At 68.3% G+C, this 18,811-nt stretch carries 19 protein-coding genes; 6 read left to right on the top strand and 13 right to left on the bottom strand.

The window, feature by feature from the left end:
- Nucleotides 1-6: 6 nt before the first annotated feature.
- The 13 genes from cheA to fliE form a co-directional block, all read right to left on the bottom strand.
- Nucleotides 7-2,028 (bottom strand): chemotaxis protein CheA, encoded by a 2,022-nt coding sequence (gene cheA, locus RZE79_RS07455; protein ID WP_319359636.1) that lies wholly within the window; start codon nt 2,026-2,028, stop codon nt 7-9.
- A 52-nt stretch (nt 2,029-2,080) separates the two neighbouring features.
- The gene (motB, locus tag RZE79_RS07450; RefSeq protein ID WP_319359635.1) at nt 2,081-2,989 is read right to left on the bottom strand and encodes a flagellar motor protein MotB; all 909 of its coding nucleotides are present in this window, start codon (nt 2,987-2,989) and stop codon (nt 2,081-2,083) included.
- A gap of 13 nt (nt 2,990-3,002) precedes the next feature.
- Complete coding sequence (gene motA, locus RZE79_RS07445) at nt 3,003-3,863, bottom strand: flagellar motor stator protein MotA (RefSeq protein WP_319359634.1); 861 nt, start codon at nt 3,861-3,863, stop codon at nt 3,003-3,005.
- A gap of 62 nt (nt 3,864-3,925) precedes the next feature.
- Nucleotides 3,926-4,516: a flagellar transcriptional regulator FlhC gene (gene flhC / locus RZE79_RS07440; RefSeq protein WP_319359633.1), complete on the bottom strand. Its 591-nt coding sequence runs from the start codon at nt 4,514-4,516 to the stop codon at nt 3,926-3,928.
- Nucleotides 4,513-4,818, bottom strand: coding sequence for a flagellar transcriptional regulator FlhD (flhD, locus tag RZE79_RS07435; RefSeq protein WP_319361120.1), 306 nt, complete (start codon nt 4,816-4,818; stop codon nt 4,513-4,515). Before flhD ends, flhC begins: the two co-directional genes overlap by 4 nt.
- Before the next feature lie 409 nt (nt 4,819-5,227).
- Nucleotides 5,228-5,512, bottom strand: coding sequence for an EscU/YscU/HrcU family type III secretion system export apparatus switch protein (locus RZE79_RS07430; protein WP_319359632.1), 285 nt, complete (start codon nt 5,510-5,512; stop codon nt 5,228-5,230).
- The gene (locus tag RZE79_RS07425; protein ID WP_319361119.1) at nt 5,509-6,723 is read right to left on the bottom strand and encodes a flagellar hook-length control protein FliK; all 1,215 of its coding nucleotides are present in this window, start codon (nt 6,721-6,723) and stop codon (nt 5,509-5,511) included. The genes RZE79_RS07430 and RZE79_RS07425 overlap by 4 nt, the downstream gene beginning before the upstream one ends.
- A gap of 31 nt (nt 6,724-6,754) precedes the next feature.
- Complete coding sequence (locus tag RZE79_RS07420; protein ID WP_319359631.1) at nt 6,755-7,120, bottom strand: flagellar protein FliT; 366 nt, start codon at nt 7,118-7,120, stop codon at nt 6,755-6,757.
- Nucleotides 7,120-7,539 (bottom strand): flagellar export chaperone FliS, encoded by a 420-nt coding sequence (gene fliS / locus RZE79_RS07415; protein ID WP_319359630.1) that lies wholly within the window; start codon nt 7,537-7,539, stop codon nt 7,120-7,122. The genes RZE79_RS07420 and fliS overlap by 1 nt, the downstream gene beginning before the upstream one ends.
- Nucleotides 7,540-7,553: 14 nt before the next feature.
- Nucleotides 7,554-9,002: a flagellar filament capping protein FliD gene (gene fliD / locus RZE79_RS07410; protein WP_319359629.1), complete on the bottom strand. Its 1,449-nt coding sequence runs from the start codon at nt 9,000-9,002 to the stop codon at nt 7,554-7,556.
- Between the two features lie 52 nt (nt 9,003-9,054).
- Entirely contained in the window at nt 9,055-9,417 is a 363-nt protein-coding gene (locus RZE79_RS07405; RefSeq protein WP_319359628.1) for a flagellar protein FlaG, read from the bottom strand.
- A gap of 170 nt (nt 9,418-9,587) precedes the next feature.
- Nucleotides 9,588-11,243: a flagellin gene (locus RZE79_RS07400; RefSeq protein ID WP_319359627.1), complete on the bottom strand. Its 1,656-nt coding sequence runs from the start codon at nt 11,241-11,243 to the stop codon at nt 9,588-9,590.
- 164 nt (nt 11,244-11,407) lie between these two features.
- Complete coding sequence (fliE, locus tag RZE79_RS07395) at nt 11,408-11,728, bottom strand: flagellar hook-basal body complex protein FliE (RefSeq protein WP_319359626.1); 321 nt, start codon at nt 11,726-11,728, stop codon at nt 11,408-11,410.
- A gap of 282 nt (nt 11,729-12,010) precedes the next feature.
- Between fliE and fliF the strand changes: the two genes are divergently transcribed.
- Genes fliF through RZE79_RS07365 form a run of 6 tightly spaced genes read left to right on the top strand, consistent with a single transcriptional unit; the run spans nt 12,011 to nt 18,703 of the window.
- Nucleotides 12,011-13,714, top strand: a complete 1,704-nt coding sequence (gene fliF / locus RZE79_RS07390; protein WP_319359625.1) for a flagellar basal-body MS-ring/collar protein FliF — start codon at nt 12,011-12,013, stop codon at nt 13,712-13,714.
- Nucleotides 13,707-14,705 (top strand): flagellar motor switch protein FliG, encoded by a 999-nt coding sequence (gene fliG, locus RZE79_RS07385; protein WP_153285649.1) that lies wholly within the window; start codon nt 13,707-13,709, stop codon nt 14,703-14,705. Before fliF ends, fliG begins: the two co-directional genes overlap by 8 nt.
- Nucleotides 14,692-15,468 carry a flagellar assembly protein FliH gene (gene fliH / locus RZE79_RS07380; protein ID WP_319359624.1) on the top strand — a complete coding sequence of 259 codons (777 nt, stop codon included), beginning with the start codon at nt 14,692-14,694 and terminating at the stop codon, nt 15,466-15,468. The genes fliG and fliH overlap by 14 nt, the downstream gene beginning before the upstream one ends.
- A 4-nt stretch (nt 15,469-15,472) precedes the next feature.
- Nucleotides 15,473-16,900, top strand: a complete 1,428-nt coding sequence (gene fliI, locus RZE79_RS07375; RefSeq protein ID WP_319361117.1) for a flagellar protein export ATPase FliI — start codon at nt 15,473-15,475, stop codon at nt 16,898-16,900.
- Complete coding sequence (fliJ, locus tag RZE79_RS07370; protein ID WP_319359623.1) at nt 16,897-17,358, top strand: flagellar export protein FliJ; 462 nt, start codon at nt 16,897-16,899, stop codon at nt 17,356-17,358. Before fliI ends, fliJ begins: the two co-directional genes overlap by 4 nt.
- Before the next feature lie 19 nt (nt 17,359-17,377).
- Nucleotides 17,378-18,703 (top strand): flagellar hook-length control protein FliK, encoded by a 1,326-nt coding sequence (locus RZE79_RS07365; protein ID WP_319359622.1) that lies wholly within the window; start codon nt 17,378-17,380, stop codon nt 18,701-18,703.
- Nucleotides 18,704-18,811: the final 108 nt, after the last annotated feature.

Below are 18,811 nucleotides of genomic sequence, written 5' to 3'. Positions count from 1 at the left end.
ACTGGTTCAGGACGCGAGGGCGTCGGTGCTGCGGCGTGCGGCGCCGGCCAGCGCCGCCGCACTCGCAGCCTGCGCGCGCTGGATGCGCGGCATCGCGCCCACGTCGACGATGAACGCCACGCTGCCGTCGCCCACGATGGTGGCGGCCGAGATGCCCGGCACCTTGCGGTAGTTGGTCTCCAGGTTCTTCACCACCACCTGGTGCTGGCCGAGCAGTTCGTCGACCAGCAGCGCGAAGCGGCTGTCGTCGGCCTGCACGATCACGAGGATGCCCTGCGTGGGCTGCGTCTGCGCGCCAGCCACGTCGAACACGCGGTGCAGCTCGATGAGCGGCAGATACTCGCCGCGCACGCGGATCACGTGGCCGTCGGCGGTGATGGAATGCAGGTGCTCCGGCAGCGGCTGCAGCGACTCGATCACGTAGCTCAGCGGAAGGATGTACGCCTCGCTGCCCACGCGCACCGACATGCCGTTGAGGATGGCGAGCGTGAGCGGCAGCACGATGCGCGTCGACGTACCCTGCCCGCCGCGCGAATGAATCTCGACGTGGCCGCCCATCTCCTGGATGTTGCGCTTGACCACGTCCATGCCCACGCCGCGTCCCGAGATGTCGGTGACCTGCTCGGCCGTGGAGAAGCCGGGCGCGAAGATCAGCTGCCACACCTCTTCGTCGGGCATGGCGTCGCTCACCGGCAGGCCCTGCTGGCGCGCCTTCGCGAGAATGCGCTCGCGGTTCAGGCCCGCGCCGTCGTCGCTCACCTCGATCACGATGTTGCCGCCGTGGTGCTGCGCCGACAGCAGCAACTGGCCCGTGGCGTCCTTGCCCTTGGCCAGGCGCACGTCGGGGGCCTCGATGCCGTGGTCCAGGCTGTTGCGCACGAGGTGCGTGAGCGGATCGACGATGCGCTCGATGAGGCCCTTGTCGAGCTCGGTCTCCTTGCCGTAGGTGTCCAGGCGCACCTGCTTTCCGAGCTTGGCGCTCACGTCGCGGATCACGCGCGGGAAGCGGCTGAACACGTAGTCCATCGGCATCATGCGGATCGACATCACCGATTCCTGCAGGTCGCGCGCATTGCGCTCCAGGTGGCCCAAGCCGCTCAAAAAGCGCTCGTAGGCCACGGGGTCGAGCACGGTCGCGGCCTGCGTGAGCATCGACTGCGTGATGACGAGCTCGCCCACGAGGTTGATGAGCTGGTCGACCTTCTCGACATCGACGCGGATGGAGCTGGACTCCTTGGCGCTGGCAGGCGCGGGTGCGGCTGCGGCCGGTGCAGGGGCCGGTGCGGCGGGCTGCACGACTGGCGCTGCAACTTCGACCACGGGTGCGGCAACGTCAGTCACTTCGCGCGTGATGTCGATCTGCGATTCGTCGATGACGAAGCAGCACACGGCCACGATGTCGTCGGGGTCGCAGGTGGTGGCGAGCCGCACGGTCAGCTGGTCGTTGCTGCGCGTGCGCGTCAGCACGGTGCCGAGGTTGGTCAGCTCGCCGGCGAGCAGGTCGCATTCGCTGTCGGACAGGCGCGCGAAGCGGATGACGAGCACGCCGTCGCTGCTGCCTTCATCGGCCGGTGCAGCGGCTTGAACGACAGGCGCCGGTGCAGGCGCGGGCGCGGGAACCGGCGCGGGCGCAGCGGCGTGGTGGTTCTCCATCGCCAGTTGCTGCAGCACGCCGCAGATGTGGGCGACCCGGTCGGCGTCCGGCTCCTTGCCGGCCTGGTAGGCGGTGAGTTGGTCTTGCAAGGCGTCCTTCGTTTCCAGAAAGGCATCGATCATCGGAGCGCTCAGGTGCAGCTGCCCGTGGCGGGCCCTGTCCAGCAGCGTTTCGAGCACATGCGTGGTGTTGGTCAAGGCGGTGAAACCGAAGGTGGCCGCGCCGCCCTTGATCGAGTGCGCCGCGCGGAAGATGGCATTGAGCTGTTCGCTGTCGGGCGCCTCGACGTCGAGGTCGAGCAGCAGCTGCTCCATCTCCGCCAGCAGCTCGATGGCTTCGACGAAGAAGGCCTGGGTGAATTGACTGAGGTCCATCTGTGGTGCTCCAGGGCCCGCGCTCACGCACGCGGCCGCTTCCTTGTTCTTGTTATCCCGCCGTGTGTCCCGCCGCCGTGCGGGCCTGCGCGGCCGGCGGCGGCAGGCCGATGCGCGTGGCGCCGGCGTCGTTGCTGTTCTCGCGCTCGATGCGCTCCTGCGTGCGGTGGTTCAGCAAGATGATGCTGATGCGGCGGTTGATGGGGTTGCGCGGGTCCGCGCGGTCCAGGTGCATGCTGTCGGCCAGGCCGATCACGCGCAGCACCTTGTCCTCGGCCATGCCGCCCGTCACCAGCTCGCGGCGCGAGGCGTTGGCGCGGTCGGCCGAGAGCTCCCAGTTGCCGTACGAACGATCGTTGGTGTAGACGATGGCGTCGGTGTGGCCCGACAGCGTGAGCTTGTTGGGCAGGCCGTTGAGCACCGGCGCCAGCTCGCGAAGAATGGCGCGCATGTGCGGCACCACGCGGGCGCTGGCCAGCTCGAACATCGGGCGGTTCTCGCTGTCCACGATCTGCAGGCGCAGGCCTTCGGTCGTGATGTCGATGAGGATCTGCGAGCGGAACTGCTGGAACACCGGGCTCTTCTCGATCAGTTCGTCGAGCTTCTTCTTCATCTCGGCCAGGCGGCTCGCGTCGGCCGCGTCTTCGCTGTCGGCTTCGGTCTGGCGCACTTCGCCTTCGGTGTGCATCACGTCGGCGCCGCCGCCGGGGATCATGCTGGTGCTCATGCTGCTCTTGTCGCCGCCGGCCAGCGCCACGCGCAGCGGCATGCGAAAGTGCTCGGCAATGCCTTCGCGCTGCTTCGGGCTCGAGATCGACAGCAGCCACATGACGAGGAAGAAGGCCATCATGGCCGTCATGAAGTCGGCATAAGCGATCTTCCAGCCGCCGCCCGCATGGCCGCCGCCATGCCCGCCGCCGTGGGCACGCTTGATGATGATGCGGGGCTTCGCGTCGCTCATGGCGGGTTGCGGGTCAGCGCGCCTTGACTTCGCGGACGTGGTCGTCCAGCTCGGTGAAGGACGGGCGCTCGGTCGAGAACAGCACCTTGCGGCCGAACTCCACGGCCAGCTGCGGCGCGTAGCCGTTCAGGCTGGCCAGCAGCGTGACCTTGGCGCATTGATAAGTCTTCATGGCCTCTTCGACCTTCTGCTCGATCAGCGAGGCCAGCGGCGACACGAAGCCGTAGGCCAGCAGCACGCCCAGGAAGGTGCCGACCATGGCGTGCGCAATGAGCGCGCCCATTTCCGACGGTGGCAGGTGGGCCGAGCCCAGCGCATGCACCACGCCCATCACGGCCGCGACGATGCCCAGCGCGGGCAGTGCGTCGCCCACGCGCGAGAGGCTGTGGCCGGGCACGGCGGCCTCGTGGCGGATGGTCTCGATCTCGTGGTCCATGAGGGCCTCGATCTCGTGGGCGTCGGTGTTGCCGCTGATGACCAGGCGCAGGTAGTCGCACAGGAACACGGTGATGCCCTCGTGCGCAAGGATGGTCGGGTAGCGGCTGAAGATTTCGCTCTGCGCTGGCGCTTCCACGTCGGACTCGAGCTTCATCATCCCCTCCTTGCGGGCCTTGGCGAGCAGCTCGTACAACAGCGCCAGCAGGTCCATGTAGAGCTGGCGGTTGTGCTTGGAAGAACGCAGCAGCAGCGGCAGCTCCCGGATGGTCGCCTTGATGGTCTTGCCGTTGTTGCCCGCAATGAACGCGCCGAGCGCGGAGCCGCCGATCATGAGCAGCTCCACCGGCTGGAACAGCACGCCGAAATGCCCGCCCATGAGGCCGTAGCCGCCGAACACGGCGCCGATCACCACCAGATATCCCAACAGAACCAGCACGCGCTTCCCCTATGCCCTGAGGCGTCCAAAACAAAAAACCCGCGCCGGGCGCCGGGGCACTTTCACGAGACGGCGCCGCCGATGTCGAGCACCGGACCGCCGGCGATGAGACCAGCGCGGCGCACGGGCGCGAGCTTGGGCTTGCGCGCCTTGCCCGCGCGCGAAGGCGGGCGGCACAGCACGCACACATAGCCGTGCTTGTGGTCGTGGGCATGCGCCACGAAGTGGCCGCCGCAGCGGCTGCACGGGCTGAGCTGCAGCATGTCGCTGTCGAAGAAACGCACCATGGTTTCGGCGCGCGTGAAGTCGAGCACGACCTCGCTGCCTTGCGATTCGACCTGCTCCGTGTACAGGCGGTAGGCCTTGATGAGCGCGGGCAGTTCGTCCTCGCCGGCCTCGTCGCGCATGAAGCGGTAGATGTTGTAGAACATCGACGAGTGGATGTTGGCCAGCCAGGTCATGTACCAGTCGGTAGAAAACGGCAGCAGGCCCTTGGGCGGCGAGACGCCCTTGAGTTCCTTGTACAGGCGGATCAGCCGTTCGCGGCTCAGCGCGACCACGCCCTCCAGGAACTGCAGGCGCGCCCCCAGGCCGATGAGCTCGACCGCGAGCTGCACCTGCCGGACCTCGCCCAGGATGCTCTTGGCAGTCATGCGCTGGCCGACCCCGCCTTGCGCATCTGCGGCTGGGCTTGAGCCTGGGCCTGCGCCTGGCGCGCGCTCATCAGGATCGACATGTGGGCCTGCTGCAGCGCCGACTCCTTGCCCTCGCCGACCACGGCAAACATGGGCCGGTCGTCTAGGCGAAAGCTGCACAGCAGGAAGTTGGACGCGGCCAGCTTCACGATCTGGCTGAGCGACATGTTCATGAGCAGATCGGCCAGCTCGCGCCCCACGCCGAGGCGGAACATGGCTTCCGCCCGATCCCGCTTCACCAGCTTCTGCGCGAGCAGCATGTAGGCCAGATTGATCTCGCCAATTTCCTTCGAAATCACACCGCCTGCGTTGACATTGCAATTTTCCACGTCTAGTTCCATTTCCGATTCCATGTCGACTCCGCCGTCCAATCCAACATGTATACATTATATACACACTTATTTACACTTAGAAGACAAGTAGCCCAAAAAGTTAAATGGACAGTCGACGGGAAAGCCCGACCTTCCCTCTGGGGAATCGGTTTCATGCACGGTGCGTGCGAGTGCTCGGGCAACGCAAGCAATTGTTACTGGCGTGTGTATTTCGTCATTGGCAATCACCTCGCCAATTGAATTTAAAAAGACTATCGAGCGACGTCCGGCGTTAAACGGCGGGCGGGTTATTTAAATCCTTCAATAGATCAATGACTTTCCATAGAAGATCAATCCGTCACGGCGCTGCAGCCTCGGCACCACCCTCCAGCCGATGAATCCAGGCCATCACTTCAGCGACCGCCTGGTACAGCTGCGGCGGAATCTGGCGGTCGAGGTCGACCTGCATGAGCAGCTTCACGAGGTCCGCCGATGCATGCACATACAGCCCGTGCGCGCGCGCCTCGCGCATGATCGATTCGGCCACCACGCCATAGCCCTTCGCGACCACGACGGGCGCCTTGCGCGTGTCCGCGTGCGAGAGCACGACGGCGCTGTGGCGGTTGCGAAGGTCATCGCTCATCCCGCTTCCTTCGCCGTGACCTGCAACTGCTGCAGCTGAAGGCCCACGGCTTCAAAACGTTGCGCGAGCCGGCCGGCGTCGCCGCGCAGGCGGGCCACGGTGCTGTCTTCGCGCGCATGCAGGTGCGCCTGCACGGTCGGACCGCAAAGGCTCAGGCGCAGATCGACTTCGCCGAGGCGCGGCAACACGAGCGACACCGTGGTGGACCAGCGGCGTGCGCCTTCTTCGTCGGATGGCTCGCCTTCGCGTGCACCGGGCCTGGCTTGCTCTTCCTCGATCGCCCACGCCATCGGTACCTCGGGCCACGCGTGGCCGCTCCAGCGGAAGGCGGCGCTGGCCAGCAGGTCGAGCTGCTGGTGCACGACGGTGACGGCTTGCGGGTGGATCACTTCGGCGCCGCGTGGGGCGGGCGTGCTGGCGACATCGACTGCGGCGCGTGCTTGTTCTGCGATGCGGGGCGCGGGCATTTCCGGCTCAGCATCGGACACACCGTAAGCCGCTTGCACGCGCGCCGCATCCGGCGCGGGAGCGGTGACGGTTTCGCTGCGCGCGACCACGCGCTCAGGTTGCGTGATTTCAGATTCCGGCGCGTCGGCCGGCGCCGCTGCATTCGGCGCGGGCTGCGTCGCACCATCAGCCACAGTCAACGCCGTCGCGGCAGTCACCACGCCCTGCCCTGTTGGTGCCAACGTCGTCGCCACCATCACCGGACTCGCCCAGCGCGCCTGCGGCTCCCGCGCCATCTGCGCCAGCGTGCGCGTGCCCGCCGCGAACTCGGCCAAGTGCGATTCGTAGAACAGCCCGCTGTCCGACACCGTCTGCGCCAGCGTGCCCGAGAGCGCGGCGGCATTCACGCCTTGTCGCGCCACGGGCAGCAACAACGGCGCCTCACCACGCACCGGCCCGGGCTCGGCCTGCAGATCGGCCAGCACCGCGCCGATCACGCGCGCAGCCACCGACAGGCGCGTGTCGATGGAAGACGGTGCACCGCCACCTGCAGGCGCAGCCACGTCACCACCCGACGCCCCCGAGGGCACGAGCCGGTCCAGCGCCGCACGCGAAGGCAGGCGCACATCGTTCGCCGTCTTCGGCACGGCCACCGCCGCACCGGGCGCGCCCACCGTGGTCTCCGACTTGAGGCCGAGCAGGTCCAGCCGCGGCGTCAGGCGCGCGGCCATCAGCGCATCGATCAGTCCGGTGAGTCCCAGCATGGCCACGGTGGTGTTGTCCTGTCGGTTCGCGTCAGTGCGCGAGGCCGTAGGCCCTGCCCAGGTTCTTCTGGTGGTTCAGCGAATCCATGCGGCGGATCAGGTCGTCGAGCTGCGGCTTGATCAGCCCCGACAGCTCGGCCTGCTCGGTACAGATGCGCTCGAGCAGATGCAGCACGAGGTCGCGCTGCGCAGGCTCCAGCGACGCCAACGGCTGGAGCGCCTTCAGGCGCTCGACCGATGCCGAGCACCGCGCCTCCAGCTCGGGCAGCTGCCCCCATTCCTTGGCGCGGGCCAGCGCCAGCATCCGCGAGATGCACGCGGCCAGCTGCTCGTAGCAATGAACGATCTCGCTGCGCACGGCCATCTGTTCCTGTCCCGGGGTCACACGCTGCACCATCAGTTGGAAGGCCTGTCGTCGATCTCCCGCCAGGCGGAAGCGAGGTGGTCGAGCAGGCGGTCGGCTTCGTCCAGCGCCTGCGCGTCGTTGCGCAGGTTGGCCTGCAGCAGGCGTTGCACGACGTAGTCGTACAGCGACGAGAGGTTGCCGACGATGTCGGTGCCGCCCTCGCCGGCCGCCCCGGCATCGAGGCTGGCCTTCAGGCCGTTGTCGACGATGTTGATCGCCTTCGAAATCGCCTGCCCCTTGGCGCCGATGTCGCCGGCCGCCATGTGCAGGCGCGCCGCGCCGATGGCGGTCTTCGCGCCGTCGAACAGCATGTGAATGAGCTGCAGCGGCGACGCGCTCATGGCGCGCGTCTCGATGCCGACACGCGCGTAGGCGCCGACACCGGTGCGGGAGTGGTGAGAGCTGTACATGCGGCCTCCTGTCCTCAGCCCTTGCTGGCGTTCATCGCGTCGAACTGCTGCGCGAGGTACTTCAGCGTGCCGTTCATGCTGCTCATCGCCACGTCCAGCTGCACGAACTGCTTGCGGTAGCGCTCCACGGTCGCGTCGGCCCGCTCCTTCATTTCGGCGTACTGGGTGTCGATCTGCTTGAGCGTGCTTGTCACGCCGTCGGTGGCGGCCTTGAGCGCGCCCTTGCTGCCGGTGAGGTCGTCGATCACCGCCGTGAGCTGCTTGCCGTAGCCGGTGGTGCTGCCGGTGCCGCTGGCAAAGAGCTTCGACACGCCTTCCAGGTTGGTGTCGATGGCCTTGTCGAGCTTGTCGTTGTCGACCGCGAGCGTGCCGTCCTTCTGGAACGAGATGCCGATCGACGTGAGCACCTTCAGGTCGTTCGCACCGCCGGGCTGGGGGCTGGTGAGCGTCTGGCGGATGCGCGTCTGCAGGTTGCGCAAGGTCGAGTCGCCCACGAGCGGCGCGGCGGTTTCGGCGTCGGTGTCGAAGGCGGTGAGCGACTTGGCCGTGCTCTGCAGCGCGTTGTAGGCCTTCACGAAATCGGTGATGGCCGTCTTCACTGCCGTCGTGCTGGCCTTCATCACGAGGTTGAGCTTGCCGGTCTGCACCAGCGTGAGCGTGGTGCCCTGGATGGCGTCGGTCACCGAGTTGGTCGTGCTGGTGACGGCGATGCCGTTGACGGTGAGCTTCGCGTTCTGCGCCGCCGCGGTCTGCTGCAGGTTCTGCGCGCCGGCGGGGTCGTTGCCCAGCAGGCCCTGCAGCGCGGCGTCGCCGTCCACCGAGATGCGCATGGCCGAGCTCTCGCCGGTCTGCGTGGAGGTGAGCACCAGCCGGTGGGGCGTGCCGCTGCCGTCGTTCACGATGGTGGCCGACACGCCCGCGTTGGCCGCGTTGATCGCATCGCGGATGCCGCCCAGCGTGTTGTTGCTGGCGTCGATGGTGATCGGCTTGGCCGTGCGCGTGGTGTCCTTGTCGAAGGTGGCGCCGGTGTACTGGCCGGTTACCGGGTCCAGCGTGCCGCCCGAGACCTTGCCGAAGTCGATGGTGATCTTGCCGCTGCCGATCGCGGTGGTGGTGTTGGCCTGCCCCTTCGCGATGACCGACTGCGCCTGCGCGAGCTGCGAGATGTCGATGGCATAGGTTCCCGCCGAACGCGGGTCGGTGCCGGTGGCCGCCATGATGCCGCTCACGCTGGGCGTGCCGGTGATGGCCTGAAACAGCGCCGGGTCGCCCAGCTTCTTGGCAGCGGCCTGGATGCCGGCGAGCGCGCTTTGCAGCGTGCCGTAGGCCGAGAGCTTGCTGTTGTAGCTGGTCTGCTTGGCCTTCAGGGCCACGAGCGGTTGGTTCTCCGCGGTCTGCAGTTGGGTCAGCAGAGCGCTGAGGTCAAGGTTGGCGCCAACGCCGATGCTGCTGATCGATGCCATGTCGAGTGGTGTCCTGAAAAGCGAATGAAGTGAAAGCTCGGAGGTTCGGCGGTCAGGCCTGCTGGCTCACCAGCAGGCCGGCCTGTTGGTCCATGACCTTGGCGATGCGAACGACCTCTTCGGTCGGAATCTGGCGAATGACGTCGCCGTTGCTGCGGTCGACCACCTTGACGATGAGCTTGTCGGTGTCGCGGTCGAGCTCGAACTGCAGGCTGATCGAACGGCTTTCGAGCGACGCGTTGACGGACTTCACCGCCATCTCGATCTGCACCGGCGTCGCTTCTTCGACCTCGGCCTTGCGCAGTGCCGTGGCCTCGGTCGCGGCTGTCGCAGCGGCGCCACCGGTGCGGCCGGCAAGCAGTTGCTGCAGCCATGGGCTTTCCACGGCAGAGGCGGCGGGTACGGGCTGGGACATGGTCTGCGTTCCGTTTCTTCTTCTGGAGTTCGTTGTCCTGTGCGGCCTCGCCCACAACGTGGCCGCACAGGACAACGCAGGCGGCTTCGGGTGTCCCCGAAGGCCTGCGAGCAAAAAAACAAAGACGCCGGGCGCCGCCCTCGCGAGGGGCGCCCGGCGGTCTTCGCGAATCAACGCAGCAGCGAGAGCACGCCTTGCGTGGTCTGGTTTGCCTGTGCCAGCACCGAGGTACCAGCTTGTTGCAGGATCTGCGCGCGCGTCATGTTCGACACTTCAACGGCGTAGTCCGCGTCTTCGATGCGCGAACGAGACGACGACAAGTTGGTGATGGTGGTGCCGAGGTTGGCGATCACCGAGTCGAAACGGTTCTGCACCGCACCCAGCGACGAGCGCAGCTGGTCGACCTTCGACAGGGCAGCGTCCAGGGCCTTGAGCGGGTCGACCGTTGCGGTGGTGTTGCTGACCGTCTTGGTGGTCAGGGCGCCGGTCTTCGTGGCGTCTGCGTAGACGGTGTTGGCCTTGCTGTCCGTCACGGCGCCGTTTTCGTGCATCGTGATCGTTTCCGACGTGGCGGCGCCGATGGCACCGCTGATGTCGACGAATTGCGCAGCAGCGGCGGCACCCGTCACCGCGCCGTTGACGGCCACGCTGAAGGGGTCGGTCGCACCAGCAGCACCGTCGATGTCGATGGCAGCGACAGCCGCGAACGAGTTGACGCGGGCATTGACCGTCGCAGCAGCCACGGGCTCGCTGGTCACGTCCATCGTGCCTGCAACAGCCGTGGCCGTGAACACGGCGCCGGTGTTGTTGATCTTGATCGTGTCGCCAGCGTTGTCCATCGCCGTGGTCAGCGACGAGACAGTTGCAAGCACAGCCGCGCCACCGCCGTTGTTGGTCGGCGTGAGGTTGCCGTCGGTGGCGTCGATGTACAGGGCCGAGCCATCGGCTGCCGTGATGCCGCCCGAGCTGTCGATCTTGACGTCCGTCGACTTGCCGCCGAGCGTCACCGTCGCGGACAGGCTCTGGCCAGCCGGCGCCTTCAGCGAATCGGTCAGGGCAGTGCCGGTGCGGCCGGTTTCAGCCAGCGTGTAGCTCTTCGAAGAAGCGCTGTAGGTGTAGGTGGCCGTACCAACGGCGACCGTGCCCTTGTCCTGCATCTTGCCGAGCACGTCGTTGGCCGTGGCGGCCACGGTGTTCTTCGTGTAGGCGGTGTTGCCGTTGGTGGTGGCGCCCTTGGCCCAGCCGGCGACCAGCAGGTCGGCTTCGGTGGCGGCCTTGTTGGTGGCGCCCTTGCCGTTCACGTTGAAGTTGTCCAGGCCCAGGGTCTTGGCGCTGATTTCCTGCAGGTCGATGTCGATGGTTTCGCCATCGTTCGCGCCCACTTGCACCGTCAGCTTGCCGGCGTCGGCCGACAGGACCTTCACGCCGTTGAACTGGGTCTGTTCCGAGACGCGGTTGATTTCGTCCAGGCGCTGGCCGATTTCAGCCTGGATCGAGTCCAGGTCGGTGGCCGAGTTGGTGCCGGTGGCGGCTTGCACCGACAGGTCGCGAATGCGCTGCAGGTTGTTGTTGACTTCGGTCAGCGCGCCTTCGGTCGTCTGGGCGATCGAGATGCCGTCGTTGGCGTTGCGCGAAGCTTGCGTCAGGCCCTTGATGTTGGCCGTGAAGCGGTTGGCGATGGCCTGGCCGGCTGCATCGTCCTTGGCGCTGTTGATGCGCATGCCGGACGACAGGCGCTCGATGGCCGTGTTCAGTGCCGATTGCGACTTGTTGAGGTTGTTCTGCGTGAGAAGAGAAAGGCTGTTCGTATTGATGACTTGCGCCATGTTCGACTCCTGATTGACAAAAGGTTGTGGACTCCGGCCATCGGCCGTAACGCTGGACCCGCTTCCACGGTGAGACTCAAGCCATCGTTGAAGGAGATATCGGCGGGTGTCCGCAAACCTTTAGGGCGACGACGAAAAAAGTTTGACGTCGCGGCCCTGCCTCGTCATGCCTGCATGCCCATGATTTCCTGGTAGGCCGTCACCAGCCGGTTGCGCACCTGCAGCCCGGTCTGGAACGCCACGTTGGCCTTCTGCAGATCGACCATCACGTCGTTGAGCGCCACGCCGGGCTTGCCCAGCTCGAACGATTCGGCCTGCGCATAGGCCTGCTGCTGCGCGCCGCTGATGTTGGCGAGCGAGCGCTGCAACTCGGCCGCAAAGCTGCCCGCGCCGGCCGGCGCAGAGGCCGCAGGCCCCATGCCGCTGGCGAGCGCGGTGGCGCGCATCTGCTGCAAAACGGATTCGATGGCATTGATGGAGGACATGGGGAAAAGTTCACTTCCAGCTGACTTGACACGGAGCGCGCGAGCCCTCCGACCGGCAGGCAGCGTACCAAGGGACAACCCCGATTCAAACGCGCAACTGAGGGCAAAACCCCCGGCTGTTCGACCGATCGAATTGGGCGGTGCCTGCTGAAAATCGTTCGCGAAACGAACAGGCCTTGGCCGAGATCGCCGGCCCCCTGGAATGACATCCCCCTACCGAATCCTCTCTCTCACCCCGGCGCCGGCCCTGTGCGGCGCAACGGCCGCAGCGAAGGCGCGCCGATGAGCATGGCCGCGCCCACGGGCAGCCTGCCGACGGGCGGCAACGGCCTGCCTCCGATGCTGGAGCGCATGCGCGCACAGCCGCGCCTGCCGCTGATCATTGGCGCCGCGGTGCTGGTGACGGTGGTCGCCGCCTTTGCGCTGTGGAGCCGCGGCCCCGACTACAAGGTGCTCTACACCAACGTGTCGGACCGCGACGGCGGCGCGATCATCGCGTCGCTGCAGCAGATGAACGTGCCCTACAAGTTCGCCGAGGGCGGCGGCGCGATCCTCATCGCGGGCGACAAGGTCGCGGAAACGCGCCTGAAGCTTGCGGCGCAGGGCCTGCCCAAGGCCGGCGGCGTGGGCTTCGAACTGATGGACAACCAGAAGTTCGGCACCAGCCAGTTCGCCGAACAGGTCAACTACCAGCGCGGACTCGAAGGCGAGCTGGCGCGCTCCATCGAATCGATCGGCACCATCGAAGCGGCGCGCGTGCACCTGGCGCTGCCCAAGCCGTCGCTGTTCGTGCGCGACCAGAAGAAGCCTTCGGCCTCGGTGGTGCTCACGCTCATGCGCGGGCGCAGCATCGACGAAGGCCAGGTGAGCGCCATCGTGCACATGGTGTCCAGCAGCGTGCCCGACCTGGACGCCAAGAACGTGACGGTGGTCGACCAGCGCGGCAACCTGCTGTCGTCGGCGCGCGGCACCAGCCAGGGGCTGGACGTGAGCCAGCTCAAGTACGCGCAGGAGATCGAGCAGGGCTACGTGCGCCGCATCGAGGCGATTCTTCAGCCGCTGGTGGGCGCGAGCAACGTGCGCGCGCAGGTCGCGGCCGACATCGACTTCTCGGTGGTGGAACACACCGACGAGAAGTACAAGCCCAACCAGGACCCGGCGCAGGCCGCGATCCGCAGCCAGCAGTCGAGCGAGTCGGCGCAGCAAAACGGCGCACCACCCGGTGGCGTGCCGGGCGCGCTGTCGAACCAGCCGCCGGTGAACCCGACGGCGCCGATCACGACGCCCCGGCCGCCGAACGCACCCAACGCACCGGGCGCGGCGAACACGCCGCCCGCTGCCGCACCGGCCACCGGCCCGAGCAACACGCGCAAGGACGTCACGACCAACTACGAGCTCGACCGCACCATCCGCCACGTGCAGCAGGCCGCCGGCGGCGTGAAGCGCCTGTCGGTCGCCGTGGTGGTGAACCACCGCGACACGGTCGATGCCGCGGGCAAGGCCAGCAGCCACGCGCTCACGCCGGCCGAGCTGGAGCAGATCCGCAACCTCGCGAAGGAAGCGATGGGCTTCAGCACCGAGCGCGGCGACTCGCTCAACGTGGTCAACAGCGCCTTCGCCCGCGACGCCGGGGCTGGCCCCGCGCCCGCGCTGCCGTTCTGGCGCGACCGCGACCACCTTGCGCTCGCCAAGGCGCTGGGCCCGTACCTGCTCATCGGCCTGCTCGCGCTGTTCGCCTGGTTGGCCGTGGTGCGTCCGCTGATGCGCCGGCACCTGGCCCCGCCGCCGCCCGCGCAGCCCGTGGCCGATGCGGCCGACGTGACCACCACCCCCACCGACACGGCCCCGGCCGCGCCCGAAGAAACACTGCAGCAGCGCGAGTCCGCACGCCAGAAGGCCGACATGGACTACGCCCAGCAGACCGCCGACAAGGACCCCAAGCTCGTGGCCGCCCTGATCCAGCACTGGATGCACACCGATGACTAGCGAGGCAGGAACCCGCAAGAGCGCCATCCTGCTCATGGCGCTGGGCGAAGACCGCGCCGCCGCCGCGCTGCACCTGCTGCCCACCTCCGAGGTGCAGGCGCTGGGCCTGGCGATGTCGAAGCTCAGCGCGGTGTCGCGCGACGAGCTGGCCTCGGTGCTGGCCGAGTTCCGCCAGGAAACCGAGCAACTGTCGGCGCTGCACCTGGGCTCGACCAGCTACATCCGCGCCGTGCTCAAGAAGGCACTGGGCGAGGACCGCGCGAGCAACCTGCTCGAGGACATCCTGCAGCCCGACGAGCCGCACGGCGGCATCGAGCGCCTGAACGAACTCGAGGCCGGCGAGGTGGCCGAGCTCATCCGCGACGAGCACCCGCAGATCCTTGCGACGCTGCTGGTGCACCTGGACCGCATGAAGGCCTCGGAGGTGCTCGAGAAGCTGCCGGCGCGCCTGCGCCACGACGTGATCATGCGCGTGGCCACCTTCGGCGGCGTGCAGCCGTCGGCGCTCAACGAGCTGACCGAGGTGCTCACCGAAATGCTCGCGGGCCAGGGCTTGCGCCGCAGCCGCCTGGGCGGTGTGCGCACCGCGGCCGAGATCGTCAACCTGATGAGCACCACGGTGGAAGAAGAAGCCATTGCCCATGTGCGCGAGCAGGACGAGGCGCTGGCCCAGCGCATCGTCGACGAGATGTTCGTGTTCGAGAATCTGCTGGGCCTGGAAGACCGCAGCATCCAGCGCCTGCTCAAGGACATCGAGTCCGACTCGCTCATCATCGCGCTCAAGGGCGCGCCGCTGGAGCTGCGCGACAAGTTCCTCAGCAACATGTCGCAACGCGCCGCGGAAACGCTGCGCGAGGACATGGAGCTGCGCGGCCCCGTGCGCGTGTCACAGGTCGAGACCGAGCAGAAGGCCATCCTGCAGGTGGCGCGCCGGCTCGCGGACGCCGGCGAAATCGTGATCGCGGCGCCTGGCACCGATGACTTCGTCTGACCCCGACGCCTTCGGCGCCTTCGGCGCCTTCGGAGGCTCGCGCGAGCGACTCGCCGCCATCCATGCGGCCGCGCGCCAGGCCGGCGCCGGCACGCCCGCGCTCTCGGCCTGGGAGCGCTGGGAGATGGGCACGCTCGATGGCAAGGCGCCACCGTCCGCCACGCGGCAGGCTGCGCAACGCCTCGCCCCACCGCCTGCACCTCCCGCACCGAAGGTCGACCTCGCCGAACTGGCCCGCATCCGCAAGGAAGCACGCGCCACGGGCGAAGCCGAGGGGCGCGCCGCCGGGCTGGCCGAAGGCCGCCAGGTCGGCCACACCGAAGGCCTGGCCACGGGCCTCGCCGCCGCCAGCGTGCACGCCGAACGCCTGCGCGCACTGGCCCGCTCGCTGCCCGAAGCCTTGCGCAGCGCCGAAGCCGAACTGGCCGAAGCCGTGCTCGCACTCGCGCTCGACGTGGCGCGCCAGGTGGTGCACCGCACCTACCAGGCCGAGCCCGAATGGGTGCTGCCGCTGGTGCGCGACCTGCTGCACGCCGAGCCCGCGCTGCGCGGCGAACCGCGCCTGCTGCTGCACCCCGACGACGTGGCGCTGGTGAAGAACAGCCTGGGCAGCGAGATCGAGGCAGCGGGCTGGCAGCTGCGCGCCGACGACAGCCTGGCACGCGGTGGTTGCCGCGTCCAATCGGCCACGGGCGAGCTGGACGCCAGCCTGGTGACGCGCTGGGAGCGTGTGGGTGCGGCGCTGCGTGGTGACGCTCCCTGAGCCGATGCAGACCGCGGCCACCAACCCTCATCTGAACAGCGTGCGCGCCGCGTTGGAGCAGGCGCGCGCCGACGTCGCCCGCTGCACGACCACGACCGCCTCGGGCCGCCTCACGCGCGCCGTCGGCCTCGTGCTCGAAGCCGTGGGCCTGCAGCTGCCCGTGGGCAGCGACTGCCTCATCGAACTGCCGCCCGGCCATCCGCAACGGCATGCAGAAGCGGAGGTCGTCGGCTTCGCAGGCGACCGTCTTTTCCTCATGTCGCAGACCGAAGTGGCGGGCCTGCTGCCCGGCGCGCGCGTGTTCGCACGGCCCGGCCTGCGCGAGCCCGGTGTCACCGGCGACGCCCACACGAAGCGCCTGCCCGTCGGCGAAGGCATGCTCGGCCGCGTGGTCGATGCGGCCGGCCGACCACTCGACGGACTCGGCCCGCTCGACGTGGCACGGCAGGTGCCGCTCGCGGCGCCACCGATCAACCCGCTGTCGCGCGCGGCCATCGACTCGGTGCTCGACGTCGGCGTGCGCGCCATCAACGCGATGCTCACCGTCGGCCGCGGCCAGCGCATGGGCCTGTTCGCTGGCTCGGGCGTGGGCAAGAGCGTGCTGTTGGGCATGATGGCGCGCTACACCAGCGCCGAGGTGATCGTGGTCGGCCTCATCGGCGAACGCGGGCGCGAGGTGAAGGACTTCATCGAGAACACGCTGGGCGAGGAAGGCCTGGCCCGCGCCGTGGTCGTGGCCGCGCCGGCCGACAACTCGCCGCTGCTGCGTTTGCAGGGTGCGGCCTATGCCACCTGCCTGGCCGAGTACTTTCGCGACCAGGGCAAGGACGTGCTGCTCATCATGGATTCGCTCACGCGCTATGCGATGGCGCAGCGCGAGATCGCATTGGCCGTGGGCGAGCCACCCGCCACCAAGGGCTACCCGCCCTCGGTGTTCGCGCGGCTGCCTGCCTTGGTCGAACGCGCTGGCAACGGCGCGCGCGACGCGCAGGGGCGCGGCGGCTCGATCACTGCCTTCTACACCGTGCTGTCCGAAGGCGACGACCAGCAGGACCCGATCGCCGATTCGGCGCGCGCGATTCTCGACGGCCACATCGTGCTCTCGCGCTCGCTGGCCGAGGCCGGGCACTACCCGGCCATCGACATCGAAGCGTCGATCAGCCGCGCGATGACGTCGCTGATTCCGTCCACGCAGTTCGATACCGTGCGCCGCTTCAAGCAGATGCTGTCGCGCTACCAGCGCAACCGCGACCTGATCAGCGTGGGCGCCTACGCGCCGGGGCACGACCTGCAACTGGACCAGGCGATCGCGATGTACCCGCGCATCGAGGCCTTTCTGCAGCAGTCGATGCACGAACGCACCGGCTACGAAGAGGCCATCGCCCACATGGACAGCCTGTTCACGCACACATCATCACCGGGACGCCCATGAGCAGCAGCAACAAGCTCCCCCTCGGCATGCTCATCGACCTGGCGCAGAGCCAGACCGACGACGCCGCGCGCCGACTGGGCGCATTGCAGAGCGCGCACCTGAGCGCGCAGCAGAAGCTCGATCTGCTGCTGCAGTACCGCCAGGACTACCACGCGCAGCTCGACACGCTGATGCGCGGCGGCCTGCCGTCGTCGCAGTGGCGCAACTACCGCAACTTCCTCGGCACGCTCGACCACGCGATCGCGCAGCAGCGCGCCATCGCCGAACGGGCCGGGCACCAGCTCGACCGCGGCCGCACCGACTGGCAGCGCGAGAAGCGCCGCCTCAGTTCGTTCGACACGCTGGCCGATCGCGTGCGCGCACAGGCGCTGATGGCGCAGGCCAAGCGCGAACAGCGCGACAGCGACGAACGCGCCGCCCGCCAGTTCTTCGACCGCGCCTCGCACCCCACCCATTGAATCTTCGCCAGGAACCGACATGCCTCCCATGATCCCGCCGTCCGTCACCCCTGCCGCCACGTCGCCGGTGGCACAAGGCGGTGCACGTGGCCGCAGCAGCGCCGACGAGACGCAGGGCCGCGCGTTCGGTGCGGCGCTCGAACGCTCGCGCGCGAGCCATGCCGAGAAGACAACGGATGCCGACGCCGCGGTCGCGGAGGCCAAGCCGGCGCGCAAGACCGCGCTTTCTGAAGAGATGCGGGACGCGCAGCCCGCAGAGCCGGATCTCGCGTTCCTTGCTGCGGCTGTCACGCCGCAACAGGCATTGACTCTTGCGGGACGTGCGGCCACGCAGAACAGTGGTGCGCCAGACACTGTCCTAACGCCCGATGCGCCAGCCGCCCTGCCTGCAGGCCCGGCGCGCCTGAGCAGCGATGCCGCAATCACGCCCGAACCCGCCCTCGCCACTGAAGACGCGTCCGCTCCCACCGCAACCGCCGCCGCACAGAGCGCAGCGACCGAAGCCGAGAACGCGGCACCGTCTTCGCTGTACGAGATCGTGCGCGCCGCCGTGGCCGCGCAGCCGATGGCTGTCGATGGAAAGAAGCCGACTGCCGCACCTGCAGGCCCACCCGTCGGCACCGCCGCACCGGGCCGCGCCGGCGCACCGCGCACCGTGAGCGCCACCACCACCGAACAACTCGCAGCCGCTGCGCAAGCCCAGCCCGCTGGCGATGCGAAGCCTGCGACGACAGAAGCCGCACCCGTCGCCGCAGCGCCCGCCACCGCTTCAAGCGACGATGCGGCAACACCGTCCGCGTCCTTCGCGCTTCAGCAACCTGCCGCGGCCTCCACCGAACGCACGACCGAGAGCCCCGCCGCGCGCCCCGCCATGCACACGCTCGCCCCCGAAGTCGGCAGCGAGAAATGGGCACCCGCGCTCGGCCAGCAGCTCGCGCGCATGAGCCTCACCGGCACGCACACGGCCGAGCTGGACCTCAACCCCGCCGGCCTCGGCCCATTGAAGGTCACGCTGTCGATCGGCGAGCACCAGGCGCAGGCCGCGTTCGTGTCGGCGCACGAGAGCGTGCGCAAGGCCGTCGAAGCCGCGCTGCCGCAGCTGCGCACCAGCCTGTCGGAACAAGGCATCACGCTGGGCCAGACCTCGGTCGGTGCGGACACGCGCGCACCGTTCGGCCAGGACGCCACGTTCGCGCAGCAGCAACAGCAGCAACAACACCAGCGGCAAGGCGCGTGGCGACCGCAGGGCACGTCTGCCGCAGCCGACATCGCCCGCGCGACCACGGCGGCACCCCGCCCCGCTGCCACCTCACGCACCGGCCCGGGCGTCGACACCTTCGCCTGAAACCGCCCCGCCCGCCTCCCGCAATGAACGGATGTGAAGCGCCTTTGTGCGCTTGTTCGGCCGTTCGCTCGCGGGGGACTTCGCAAAGAATAGACCGGACCCGTCCAC

This window comes from Variovorax sp. EBFNA2 (assembly GCF_033802765.1).
Classification (GTDB): Bacteria; Pseudomonadota; Gammaproteobacteria; order Burkholderiales; family Burkholderiaceae_C; genus Variovorax; species Variovorax paradoxus_H.
The sequence above is the reverse complement of the archived record's forward strand: the minus strand, read 5'-3'. Positions and strand labels throughout refer to the sequence as shown.